At 68.1% G+C, this 12,224-nt stretch carries 14 protein-coding genes; 12 read left to right on the top strand and 2 right to left on the bottom strand.

Going from position 1 to position 12,224, the window contains the following annotated elements:
- The first annotated feature begins 127 nt into the window (after window positions 1-127).
- Window positions 128-697: an HD domain-containing protein gene (locus tag LCH29_RS25770; protein WP_446464089.1), complete on the top strand. Its 570-nt coding sequence runs from the start codon at window positions 128-130 to the stop codon at window positions 695-697.
- 10 nt (window positions 698-707) lie between these two features.
- On the opposite strand, the gene LCH29_RS25765 is transcribed toward LCH29_RS25770, so the two are convergent.
- On the bottom strand, window positions 708-1,175 hold the full coding sequence (locus tag LCH29_RS25765; RefSeq protein WP_446464088.1) for an NUDIX hydrolase: 468 nt from the start codon (window positions 1,173-1,175) through the stop codon (window positions 708-710).
- A 14-nt stretch (window positions 1,176-1,189) separates the two neighbouring features.
- The gene (locus LCH29_RS25760; RefSeq protein WP_446464087.1) at window positions 1,190-1,795 is read right to left on the bottom strand and encodes an XRE family transcriptional regulator; all 606 of its coding nucleotides are present in this window, start codon (window positions 1,793-1,795) and stop codon (window positions 1,190-1,192) included.
- A 236-nt stretch (window positions 1,796-2,031) separates the two neighbouring features.
- On the opposite strand from LCH29_RS25760, the gene LCH29_RS25755 reads away from it, so the two are divergent.
- The 11 genes from LCH29_RS25755 to LCH29_RS25705 all read left to right on the top strand — a co-directional run bounded on the left by LCH29_RS25755 (window position 2,032) and on the right by LCH29_RS25705 (window position 12,211).
- Window positions 2,032-2,730: a haloacid dehalogenase-like hydrolase gene (locus LCH29_RS25755; RefSeq protein WP_446464086.1), complete on the top strand. Its 699-nt coding sequence runs from the start codon at window positions 2,032-2,034 to the stop codon at window positions 2,728-2,730.
- Between the two features lie 147 nt (window positions 2,731-2,877).
- Complete coding sequence (locus LCH29_RS25750) at window positions 2,878-3,972, top strand: hypothetical protein (protein ID WP_446464085.1); 1,095 nt, start codon at window positions 2,878-2,880, stop codon at window positions 3,970-3,972.
- On the top strand, window positions 3,972-6,026 hold the full coding sequence (locus tag LCH29_RS25745) for a phosphoketolase family protein (protein WP_446464103.1): 2,055 nt from the start codon (window positions 3,972-3,974) through the stop codon (window positions 6,024-6,026). Before LCH29_RS25750 ends, LCH29_RS25745 begins: the two co-directional genes overlap by 1 nt.
- A gap of 140 nt (window positions 6,027-6,166) precedes the next feature.
- Window positions 6,167-7,093, top strand: a complete 927-nt coding sequence (locus LCH29_RS25740; protein ID WP_446464084.1) for an enolase C-terminal domain-like protein — start codon at window positions 6,167-6,169, stop codon at window positions 7,091-7,093.
- Complete coding sequence (locus LCH29_RS25735; protein ID WP_446464083.1) at window positions 7,075-7,521, top strand: hypothetical protein; 447 nt, start codon at window positions 7,075-7,077, stop codon at window positions 7,519-7,521. The genes LCH29_RS25740 and LCH29_RS25735 overlap by 19 nt, the downstream gene beginning before the upstream one ends.
- On the top strand, window positions 7,518-8,183 hold the full coding sequence (locus tag LCH29_RS25730) for an HAD family hydrolase (protein WP_446464082.1): 666 nt from the start codon (window positions 7,518-7,520) through the stop codon (window positions 8,181-8,183). Before LCH29_RS25735 ends, LCH29_RS25730 begins: the two co-directional genes overlap by 4 nt.
- Window positions 8,180-8,977: a class I SAM-dependent methyltransferase gene (locus tag LCH29_RS25725; protein ID WP_446464081.1), complete on the top strand. Its 798-nt coding sequence runs from the start codon at window positions 8,180-8,182 to the stop codon at window positions 8,975-8,977. The genes LCH29_RS25730 and LCH29_RS25725 overlap by 4 nt, the downstream gene beginning before the upstream one ends.
- Window positions 8,974-9,813: a creatininase family protein gene (locus LCH29_RS25720; protein ID WP_446464080.1), complete on the top strand. Its 840-nt coding sequence runs from the start codon at window positions 8,974-8,976 to the stop codon at window positions 9,811-9,813. Before LCH29_RS25725 ends, LCH29_RS25720 begins: the two co-directional genes overlap by 4 nt.
- Entirely contained in the window at window positions 9,797-10,564 is a 768-nt protein-coding gene (locus LCH29_RS25715) for a phytanoyl-CoA dioxygenase family protein (RefSeq protein WP_446464079.1), read from the top strand. The genes LCH29_RS25720 and LCH29_RS25715 overlap by 17 nt, the downstream gene beginning before the upstream one ends.
- Before the next feature lie 3 nt (window positions 10,565-10,567).
- Entirely contained in the window at window positions 10,568-11,218 is a 651-nt protein-coding gene (locus LCH29_RS25710; RefSeq protein ID WP_446464078.1) for an L-threonylcarbamoyladenylate synthase, read from the top strand.
- A gap of 54 nt (window positions 11,219-11,272) precedes the next feature.
- Window positions 11,273-12,211: a hypothetical protein gene (locus LCH29_RS25705; RefSeq protein ID WP_446464102.1), complete on the top strand. Its 939-nt coding sequence runs from the start codon at window positions 11,273-11,275 to the stop codon at window positions 12,209-12,211.
- Window positions 12,212-12,224 lie beyond the last annotated feature (13 nt).

The raw sequence follows: 12,224 nt of genomic DNA, 5'->3' as shown, positions 1-12,224 counted from the left end.
GAACACCACCCCCCAGGTCATGCCTTCGACAGGGGGCAACAGTCATGCCGGGCCCGGAGGCCAGCGGCCCCGTTGCGGAGCCGCGGAAAACATAACGGGCGCCCAGCTTCTGTCGTATCCTCCCCGCGTGGCGACGAACAACGGCAACTGGGCGTATGAACTGGCGGGCGAGCTGCTGAGCGACAGCCTTCCGCGCAGATGGGCGCACACGCAGGGCGTTGCTGCTTGTGCCCAGATGCTCGCACCCCTGGTCGGTGCCAACCCTGAGGTCCTGGAATCCGCTGCGGTGCTGCACGACATCGGCTATGCGCCCCCACTTGTCCACACCGGATTCCATCCCCTGGACGGAGCGCGGTACCTCCGGGATACGCACGCGGCGGACGAGCGGATCGTCCGGCTGGTGGCGAACCACACGTACGCGCTACTGGAAGCCGAGGAGCGCGGTCTTCAGGACGAGCTGGCGGAGGAATTCCCTCTCCTGGATGATCCACTGCTCGTGGACGCCCTCGTCTACTGCGATATGACTACGACGCCGGACGGTCGGCGGACGACATCGGAAGAGCGGTTGAGCGAGATCTTGGGCCGCTACGGCGAGGACAGCGTGGTGGGGCGATTCATTCGCCGGGCCACACCGCACATCCACGCGAGCGTGGATCGGGTGCGGGCGGCTGCGGCCGAGGCCGGCATCGCGCTGTGAGGGTGAGCGTTCACCCGAGGTAGGGGTACGTCCCGGCCAGGTAGTGGCCGATTTGCTCGTGCATGCTCGGGTGGATGTCGAGGGAGTGCAGGTCGTCCGGGTGAACCCACCGCACGCCGTCGGCTTCATCGTTGATCGTGGGCTCGCCGCTGACTGGGCGGCCGATGTACACGACCTCGAACTGCTGCCGGATCTCGCCGTCGGTGTACGCGACGATGTGCGCGGGGTTCGAGTAGACGCCCAGGAAGCCGGTGACCTCCGCGACGATTCCCGTCTCTTCTTGGCACTCGCGGGCCGCACACTGGGCCGGGCTTTCGCCGATGTCCTGGGCACCGCCGGGCAGAGCCCACTGGCCGGTGTCGCGGCGTCGCTGGAGGAGGATGGCGCCGTCGTCGTTGACCACGAGCATGTTGCTGGCGGGGATGAGGGTGTTGGCCTTGGGGGCCTTGGGGTCGTGGTAGTACTCGGTCCTGCCCACGGTGGTTGCTACTCCTACTGGTCGGGCGTCCAAAGGCGCGCGGTCGTCCATACGGCCTCGAAGCTGTCGCCGTACCGCTGGAACCACTCCCCACCATCTGTCTGGCGGAGCTGGAGAATCGGGTTGGCGCTGGCCGGCTGGCCCCAGATGTGGGGGTTGACCATGAGGTGGTCGTCGTATCGGAAGATCGAGTTGTACAGCGTGGTGTCGTGAAGGCGCACCTCACAGCCCGGGTAGCCCACGAGGTCACGGTAGTACGTGAGGGATGCCCTGATCTTGGCGGCGAGCGTGTCTCCGATGCCCTCCTCACGGCCCCGGATGCGGACCGCTTCCCCGGTCGGATCGCCGAAGCACAGCCGAACGCGAACGCCTGCCTGCGCTCGTTCCTGGAGCATCCGCGCGATGTGCGGGTTCGTCTGTGCGAAGAAGGTACCCGAGAAGACGAGCACGTCGATCTGCTTCATCGCTCCGAGGAGGAGGGACAGCCACAGGTCGCGAGGGACGCTGGCTCGGTTGGGGTGGGTGTCGACGAGTTCCGAGCGGTCTGAGCCCAGCCGCTGGGTCCCCTGCCCGTTCTCCGGCCAGAGGTATGTCTCGTCGACGCTCAGCAGGTTCGCCACCGTCCAGCGGTGCCGCCGGTGGGGCACTCGGCCACTGACCCACCGGCTGGCGGTCTTGGGGTCCACGGAGCAGGCGCTGGCCATTTCCTCAACTGTCAGGCCCCGTTGGACGAGCGCGGAACGCAGTCGCTCATTCACTCCGCAAAGCCAACCTGAGTGCGGTGGCGAACCGCAAGTGTGTTGGGCGGGAGGCACGTGGTTGTGGCTGGAAGTGTGCGTGTGCCTACCCTGGCCCGGTGCCGCTGATCGTGCTGTGGGATATCGACCACACCCTCATCGAGAACTCCGGCGTCAGCAAGGAGATCTATGCTGCCGCCTTCGAGAGCGCGGCGGGCCGTGCCGCGGCCTACCCGGCTCGCACCGAAGGCCGGACCGACCGGCTGATCCTTGGTGGGATGTTCCGGGATCACGGGCTGGAGCCCCCGGCATGGGAGCGGATCCTTCCAGTGTTGGAGGCCGCCGGCGCCGCGCGGGAAGCGGACCTTACCCGTCGCGGCCGTGCTCTGCCAGGTGCCCGAGAGGCCCTCACAGCCGTGGCTGCGGAGCCCGGCATGATCTCCTCAGTCCTGACCGGCAACATCCAGGCAAACGCCCGGGTCAAACTCAGGGCCTTCGGACTGGATGGGCTGCTCGACATGGAATCCGGGGCCTACGGAGCGGACGCGGCGGATCGGACCGACCTGGTCGACGTCGCTCGGAAGCGGGTCCATACGGCTCATGGCATTCCGTTGGACGCACCCACCGTCCTCATTGGGGACACCCCGCGTGACGTCGAAGCTGCTCTGCACTCCGGCGCGCACATCGTCGCGGTGGCCTCCGGGGTACACAGCGAGGATGAACTGCGTCAAGCAGGAGCCGACATGGTGCTCGCCGACCTCACCGACGTCGCTGCCCTGATGCACCACCTACGGTCGCTGGAACTCGCCGTCCGCTGAAAACGTCCCGGGACGTCCGCCAAAAATCCCTGCGCGTGGTTCGTCGTCCTGGCGCACAACGGCAGTCTCTTGCGTGCCGTCGGCGGAGTTGCCCCCGCACTCCGTCGACGCGCCATCCCACTCCGACCTCATGGATGGAGCACGCGCGTGACAGCACTACTCGGTGGACAGGTGGGCGCGACGTCCTCGCTCGCGGACGTGGAGCGACTCGCGCAGCAGTACCGAGTGCCGGTCGAAGACGCCCTGCTCATCGCGGTCAATCTCTATGGAATCAACGGGGAAACCCCGCGCCACCGGGCGCGTCTTCAGGTTCGGCTGGACAGCGCGCGGTCGGTGCCCTGGCAGCTCATCGTCCCACTGAACGCCACGGAATCGCCGTTCCGGTTGGTGGAGGACGGGCAGTTGCTGCTGGGGGATGCCCCGGTCGGCACCGTGGAGCGCGTCGATGCCGACGAGGCAGTTGGCGGCTACCTCCGCGACAACGGCACCGCCCTGACGCTCAACCCGAACGCCCGCAGCCGCTGCGTCGGGTGCGCCTTCTGCCCCAACACACTGGAGGCGGCAGCAGACCCGCGGCTGTCGGAGGAACGGGACCTCCGGGAACTCCTCGCCGTACTGGGAGAGCAGCACCCGAGGCGGGACCTTACGGAAGTCCGTGAGGTCACCGTCTCAACGGGGTGCTTTGAGCGGGAACCCGCAGCCGTCGACCACCTGCGTGCTTTGCGCTCGGTGCTTGTCGAGTACGGCGTGGAAGCCCGCCTCGGCTTCCTCACCTCGGTGCTGCGCTCTCAGCAGGCGTTCGAGGAGCTTGCCGACGTCGGGCCCTTCGTGCTCCGGCTCACCGCGGAGTGCTTCACGCGCCGTGATCTCCTGCTGAAGGCCAGCAAGGCGGACCTGACGTCCACCTGGATGCCCGAGGTACTGCGGCGAGCGGTGGCCGCGGGCCACGGCAGTTCGTTCACGTACATCGTGGGACTGGACGACTTCGACGCCCTGCGCAATGGTGTCGAATCCCTCGCGCCCTACGTGACCGAATTTCCCAACTTCCAGGTCTACCAGGCCCACAACCGCATCATGGCCGGCCTTCGCGCCTCCGGGGCGCAGGAGCTGGAGTACTACCTGCACGCCCGCACGGAGATAGAGCAGATCTTGAAACCGACGGGGCTGCGTCCGGCGGCGTGGGAGTGCTACCGCCCGCTGTGGTACTTCACCTTCGCCGACGAGACCCTGGTCGGCGCGTGATGGTGGACGACGCTTCTCTGGCCGACGCCCTGTGGAGGGCCATCTGCTACGCCACGGTGTGCCAACTCCATCTGCGGGACAACGTCATGCTCCAGCAGCCGCTGGCCGCAGCCCACGTAAAGGAACACCCTTCGGGCCACTGGGGAACCGTGCCCGGCGCCGCCTGGGCACTGTCCCACATTGCCCTTGCCGCTGGGACCCTCGAACGGGACGTGGACCTGATGCCGCTGCTCGGAGCCGGTCACGCCGGCGTCGTGCAGCTGTCCGCAGCCTGGGTGACGGGCGACCTCGGCAAGCTACGCCCCGACTTCGCGCCGGACGCCGACGGACTGCGACACCTGTCCCGGTCGTTCCCTGATGTCGAGGGCCTGGGCGCCGAAGTCACGCCGGCGCTGCCGGCGGGCGCGTTTCTCGGCGGCCGTCTCGGCGGTTGCCTCCCGTTCGCCCAAGGGGCTGCGCTGGACGCCCCCGGCCGGGTCGTCGTTCCGGTGATCGGCGACGGAGAGTGCGAGACGCCGACGACCTCGGCCTCCTGGCTCGCGCACCGAGCGCCGGGCCGAGCTGCCGTACTCCCTGTGGTGCACGTGAACGGTTTCCGCATGGGTGGGCCATCCCTACTCGGAGGGTTGGACGACAGCGAACTCCATTCGTACTTCGCCGGTCTGGGGTGGGGAACCAAGATCGTTCGCGTCAGGACTGGATCACTTGACGAGCACGCCGACTTCCATGCCGCGCTCTGGGACGCGATGGAATCCGCCCTCGAAGACAGGCCCACAGCGGTCGTCCTGCGGTGCATCAAGGGGTGGACTGGCCCCTCCGCCCTCGGAGACCAGACTCTCCTCGGCACGCAGGCTCTGCACAAGACACCTCTCACCGACCCGCGTACTGATCCCGAGCACCTGTCGCTCCTCGCTGACTGGCTCGCTTCTTACCAGCCCTCCCAGCTCTTTGACGAGGAGGGACGCGGGCAAGGTCCCCTCGCGGAAGCCGTCACGCAGGTCCGCTGGTGCTCCCTTCCTCCGGCGCCTTCCACACGCCAGGGCGTCTCCGCTGGCCCAAAGGAGGACCGTGGTGTCTCTTTCACGAGCGCGGTCAGCCAGGTCGTACGAGAGCACGCCACGCGAGGCGATGTCCTGCTGGTCAGCCCAGACGAACTGGATTCCAACCGCCTCGGCGAGCTCGCCGGTGAGCGGTGGGTTCACGAGCTGTTGGCGGAGGAGGTACTGCTGGAACGGCTCGCCGGCTGGACCGCCAGCGGACGCCGTGGGCTGCTCGTGTCGTACGAGAGCTTCGCCCCTTTGCTCGCCAGCGGCCTGGTGGGACACATCAAACAGCGACGTCTCGACGGCGCACGGGGCCTGCCCAGCCTCAATCTGCTGCTGACTTCCTATGGCTGGAACAACGTCTACACACACGGTGACCCGTCCCTCGCCACCGCTCTGCTGGGCTTGGCGGCCCCCGTCGTGCGCGTGCTGACGCCTGCCGACCCGGCACGAACCGCAGAGGCCCTCGACGAGGCGCTCGACTCGGTAGACCGCGTCAACCTGGTCATCGCCGGTAAGCACAGCCGCACTGCCCACCCGACGGAAACGCTCGCCGAGGAGCAGAGCCGTGGTCTCGCGGTGTGGCCGCACCTCAGCGACGAAGACGAGCCCGACCTGGTGATCGTGACGGCCGGGGACATCCCCGCTGCCGTAGCCACGCAGGCCGCCGAGCGTGTCCGGGAGCGCCACGAGTGCCGGGTCCGGGTCGTCAATCTGCATGACCTGACGGTGCTCGGACCCCCGCATGTGTGGCCACGGGGACTGGGCGATCGCGAGATCGAGGACTATCTGGGGATCAACGCCGCTGTTCTTGTCCTCACTCTTGGCCACCCCGCCGCTGTCTGGGGCCTGATGGCTGGGCGCCTCCGCCGTCCCACCGACGTCATTGGCTGGCAGGAGCCGGGCGGTCCCATGCCACAGCGCGACCTCGCCCGCACGATGGGGATGGATGTGGCGGGCGTCGAGCGGGCCGCAGGCCGTCTCTTGGCCTGCCGCGAGGTGGTCCGATGAGCTCTTGGACCATCGAGGGCCTGCACGTAGTTCAGACGAGGCAGCCCGTGGCACCCGGAGATGACACTTTTTTCGTCGGGGTTCGGTCCACCACAGCGGTCGGATGGTACGGGCCGGTCGGGGAGAACGTCGGACGCTACGTGAGCGACGTTCTGGCGCCCGAGGTGAAGGACGCGGCGGTCACCGACCACGTCAGTCTGCTGGAGCAGCTGCGTGCGGCGGCTCGCAGGTGCCCGTCCGAGGTGGCTTCTTGGGCGGTCGGTACCGTCGACTGCGCCGTCTGGGACCTTCATGGTCAGCTCGCGGAGCGCACTGTTGCCGAACTCCTCAACACCGTGGCTCCTCGGAAGTCCGTTCCCGCGTATGCCTCGTGGCTGACCTTGGACCTCAGCCGCATCGACCGCCCGGACGCGCTGAGCGGTGTCGCAGCCGACGGCTGGAGCTTCACCAAGTGGGGACTACGCCGCGACCCGGCAGCCCCCTCCGAGCAAGCCGCACTGCGCATGGCCCAGGCAGTCGAGCGCTACTCCCAGGCTCTCGGGGCTCCCCTCGCCGTCGACGCGGTCGGCACCTGGACGCCGTCCGTGGCACTGGCCTTCGCGCAGGCCGTCGATCCCTCTTCTCTGCGGTGGCTGGAGGACCCGCTCCCGCATCACGCCGCGGACGCCTACGAATTCCTTGCGGCGACCTCGGTGCCCCTGGCAGTCGGTGAACGTGCGCACTGCGACGAGGACCCCACCGGACTGATCCAGTACATCCGTCCCAGCGCCCTGACCCTCGATGTCGTCGGGTGCGGCGGTCTGACCCGGGCGGCCCAGATCATCCCGATCGCCCAGGCCCAGGGCATCCCTGTCTATCCGCACGGTCGCTCACTCCTGCCGGGCCTCCACCTCGCCGCTGCCTTTCCCACCGTCGCCCGGGCTGTCGAGTACCGGCTCAGGTGGGAGCCCGGACGACAACGCCTCCATGAGATGCCGATCCGTCCCGAAAACGGCCATATCCGCTTGCCGGACACCATTGGTCTCGGCGCCACGCCAAGGAGCACAGCATGCCCAACGCTCTGCTGAACGTCCCCGTCGAGGGCACGGTCACCCACAGCCCGGAAGGGCCCATGCTCCGCCTGTCGCAACGCCTCGACGGTCACGACACCTTTCTCACCGGGAGCCTCGACATCGCGGAAACGTCCGTCCGCGTCCGCATCCTGACCCTGGACGACGTCACTGTCCTGCGCCCCACGGACAGCTTCCCTGCAGTGGGCGACGGCGAGCACTGGCACGGCCGACTCCACCTGCCGCACGGATTGCGCCCGCGCAGCGTCCCACCGGACCTCAACGCCGCCGCCGACCGGGAGGGACGATCCCTCAATGGCCTTGACGAAGCGGAGCTGCGGTACGTCCTGACGTTCCTCTCCGAGGCCACCACAAGGGACATCCGGAAGGCCCGCATCGGAGCCGTCGTCTCCACGCTGCCTGCCACTTCGCGGAGGAACCAGTGACGTCACGACCCGGACTCCTGGTCTCCGTGGACGTCGGAGGGACGCTGGGTATGGCCGACGGCCCCGGCTTGACGATGCGGCTGGTCGAAGCCTCTCCGCTGCCTCCCGCGCGCACCCGGGCGATCCTGCGGTCCAGCCTTCACACCCGACCGGCCCTGACCGACGCTCTGGTGAGCGAGGTCTGCGAAGCCGTCCAGGTGCCGACGGAGGCGTTCCCGCGAGACGCGCCGCCGGCCCCGTTCAGCCTCTACCCCGGTGTCACTGAGGCCCTGCGCCGGATCAGCGCCGTAGCGACCGTGGCCACCCTCTCCAACGTGACCTGCGTCGACGCTGACACCGACGGACTGCGCACACTTCTCTCCCCGTGGGTGAGCGACTTCTTCCCGTCCTGTCGCATCGGCCACACCAAGCCCGACCCTCGCGCTTTCCACGCCGTCACCGACCACTTCGCTACAGGACCCGGTGGCCTGATCCACATCGGAGACGACTGGGCGTGCGACATCGTGGGTGCCATCGAAGCAGGGTCGAGCGCTGTGTGGATCTCGCGCGGAAGACAGGTCCCCGACGAGTCCCTGCTCGTTGACCACGGTGTGCTCGTCGCCGATGACCTTGCGGCAGCCGCCACCCACATCCAGCACCTCGCAGCACGGAGCGCCACATGAGCCTGTTCACCGGAACCGCCAGCTACTACCGCCAGTTCCGCCCCGGCATCCCCGAAGACGTCGCCGTGGTCCTGGACCAGGCCGTCCCGACCCGCACCGAAGGCCCGCGCCGCCTGCTGGACGTCGGCACCGGCACCGGGCTGGTCGCTGAGGCGCTGCTGGGCCGGTTCGACGACATCATCGCCATCGACAACGATGCCGACATGCTCACCGCGGCGGAGTCGGCGCTGCGCCCGAAGCTCCCCGAAGGCTCACGCCTCTCGCTCGTCGAGAGCACCGCCGAGGACTTCGTGCCGCCCATCGGTTGGAAAGCCGACCTGGTCACGATCTGTCGCGCCTTCCACTGGCTCGACCAAGCCGCCGTACTGGCTCGACTGGATGACCAGGTCGCCCCCGAAGGCGTCGTCGCCATCTTCGGCGACAGCAGCTTCTGGACCACTACGAGCCCTTGGAAGGAAGCCGTCCGGGACGTCATCAAGACCTTCCTCGGCGAGGAGCGCCGGGCCGGCTCCGGTACCTTCCAGCACCACAACCGCCCGTACAGCGAGATCATGGAGGAATCACTCTTCGACCAGGTCGAGGAGACCCGGATCCCTGTCCATCGCACGTGGACCAGGGAGAGCATCCTCGGCTATCTGTACTCCACCTCCTTCGCTGCCCCCCACCTCTTCGGCGATCGGCTGCAGGCATTCGAGACCGCGGTCATGGAGCGGCTCGCCGACTTCAGCGAGGACGACACCTTCCCGGAGGAGAACGAGTTCCTGATCCGCTTCGGGCGGCGAAGCAGGAGGTGACGAACGACCACCCCAGACGGGCCTTCGCCACGCTCACCGCACCGCGCGCGGCAGTCGAGCTGAGTGAACAGTCTGTCCTCTGCCTGCCGCTCGGTTCCGTCGAACAGCACGGCCCGCACCTGCCGTTGGACACCGACACCGTCATCGCTGAGCGATTCGCCCACTGTCTGGCCGCACAGGTGGCGGACCGGCACGACCTCTGGGTCGGGCCGGCCGTCCCCTACGGACTCTCGCCCGAACACGCACGCACGCCGGGGACCGTCACCCTGGACGTTCACCTGTACGCCGCGCTCGTCGGCGTGCTCGTGGAGGAGTACGTCCGCACCACGTCGGCTCGGTGCGTGCTCCTCGTCAATGGCCACGGCGGAAACCGTGGCGTGCTGGAGGTGCTCGTCCAGCAGCTCCGCCACAACCATGGCATCACCGCCTGGGTCCTCCACCCCGCCACCCTCGCTGCCGGTCGCCTCCCGATCGACAGCGAACTCCCCGAGGTGCATGCCGGGATCCTTGAGACGGCCCTCATGCTCGCCCTCGACCCTGACTCGGTCCGACTGGACCTCCTGCCGAGCGAGGCCCTCCCCGACCCCGGCCAGCGCCGAGCGATCAGCCGCCTCGTACTCGACCGCGGCATCACCTGGCCATGGACCTCCGACAACCCCACCCTTGCCACTCACGGCGTCATCGGCGGAGACCCGCGCAAAGCAACCACAGAACTCGGCCAGAAGCTCCTCGCAGCGGCACTCGACGCGAGTAAGCACGCCTTGGACCGCATCGCCACGGCCTCGTCCCCAGGGACGCCGGAGACCTCACGGAGACGCCATGCCCCTCACACCTGAGGAGAAGCACACGTTCAAACGGGATGGCGCGGTCATACGCCGCGGGCTGATCGCCCCCGAACTGGTCCGGTGCGCCGCATCACTGGTCGAGACCTGGTACCGCGACCGCCTGAAGGCTGATGACGTCCCCGGGTACAGCCAGCGAACGTTCGCGCCCGAGTTGGGCAGTCACCCCGACATCCTCGCCCTGTATGGAGGTACGGGTGCCGCCGACCTGGCTGGCGACCTCCTCGGCGACACCGCTCCCATCACGACCGCCCAGATCCAAATCCGGGTGCCGGAATCGGAATTCCCTGGCGTGCAGCCGGAGAAGCCGATGCACGTGGACGGTGTCTCCTGCCCGCATCTCGATCCGCGAGAACTACGTACCTTCTCGCTCCTTGTCGGCGTCGTCCTCTCGGACGTCACCAGCGCACAAGACGGCGCGCTGCGCTACCAACCGGGCGGCCACCGCACCATGGCGGACTGGTTCCGCAGTGCATGGTCGCTCGGTATGACGGAGCAGGTGCCGCCGGAGGTCGATCACGAGCAGGGTGTGCCGTTGCTCGGCGCGCCTGGCGACGTCCTGCTCATGCATCATCTTGTCCCGCACTCGGTGGGACGGAACCTCACCCCGTTCCCCAGGGTGATGGCTTACTTCCGCGTCTCCCACCCGGACCACAAGGGCCGCCGCCTCGAAGCACTGTGCGACCCGTGGCTCGATTACCCGCCGCTGACCTTCGTCCCTCAGATCTCAGCCGACAAGGAGTAGCTCATGCGCGTTATCGGAACCCAAGACCTCGACGCCGCCGCTGAGGCGATCGAGGGTGGAGAACTCGTCGTCGTCCCGACCCAGCGCTGGTACATGGTCTGCGCGGATGCCAGCAACGCCCGGGCGTGCGACAGCATCATCACGGGCAAGCGCCGCCCGAGTGGCAAGCCCCTCGCCTACGTCGCCCCTTCTGCTGCCTCCTGCGAAGGCGTCTTCACCTTCAGTCCGGAGGCAAGCCGACTCGCGGCAGCCTTCTGGCCTGGCGATCTCGCGCTGCTACTGCCGTGGAAGAGCCCGGACGACGCGGCCCGGCACGCGGCAGTCGGATCACCGGCCCTGGTCACGGTCGATCCCGGCATCCTCGGGGACCTCGCCGCGCGGGTGAAAGTGCCCCTCGCGGCCACCACAGCGAACATCTCCGGAGACGCAGGCCCGAACGACCCCGGCCCGGCCGTCACCATTGAGCAGGTCCATGCCTTCATCGCCGCTTCCGGCTTGGAGGTCAGTGTCATCGTCGACGGTGGAGTGTGCCCGGCGGCGAACCACATGACCATCGTCGATTGCTTTATGCCGGAGGCCCGGCTCGTTCGCACGGGCCTCGTCCACCAACGTGCCATTTCGGTGGCGCTCGGTACCGAGATTCGGACCGTCTGACTACCAGGCCCCTCCTGCCTGCTTGCCAGGCAGGAGGCCACCGGAGTGAACACGATGACTACGACCGGCGGCCGATCCGCCCTTGACATGCACCCGACGAGAAATGACGAGGCGTTGCGGCGGGCCCTGGAAGACGCCTCCATGGGACGTTGGGAGGGTCCGCAGGAGTTGCTGGCCTCTACCGGTGCCGACTGGGACCGTCGAGTCTTCCGCCTCCAAGTACTCGCGGAAGCAGGGGCTCGGCTGAGGTTCGCCGACACGTGGGCGAAAGCGGAGCCTCGCTCGCCACACGCGCTGGCCCTCCTGGCAAATGTGCAGGCCCTCCGAGCGATGATCGCTGGGCATCGCGCCGGCCGGTCATTGATGGAAGAGGCGTGGGCCACCTGCCGCCTGACATTGAAGGTGTGGCCGCACGATGTGGCGCCCCTGGTGGTGATGCTCGCATTGCTGCGGACCCACGCGCCGGACCGGGCGACGCTGCACCGGATTTGGGCGGAGATCAAGCAGCGCGACCCCTGGAACCGCGAGGCGCATCACGAGGTGGCCACCTACCTCTTCCTTCGGCACCACGGCCGGGCGGGGGAGGCGATGTGGTGGGCCGAGGAGCAGGCGTCCATAGCCCCGAAGGGGCTGCCGATCGCGGTCCTGCCCTTGGTTGTGGTTGCCGAAGCGCACCGATCGCGTCAAGAGCAGGACCAGACGGCGTACGGGCTGACGATCCACCCCTGGATCGACTGCCCGCAGATCGATCGCGTGCTGGACCGTTGGTGGCGATACCGCGCGCCGCGCCAGCACGCCTGCTTCGCCGATGACGCCAACTACCTAGCACACGCACTGTCATTCGCCAACCGCCACACCGAGGCGGCCGAGGTCTTCGACGCGATCGGCCCTTACGCCACCCAGGTTCCATGGGCCTACTGCGGCCAGGCCGACCAACTGTTTCTGCGGCACCGCGCCTGGGCCTACAGCCCGCGGCGGCGCCGGCACCACTGAGCACTCGACCCCA

The organism is Streptomyces sp. BRA346 (assembly GCF_052851135.1).
This window is presented reverse-complemented; position numbering and strand designations above follow the sequence as displayed.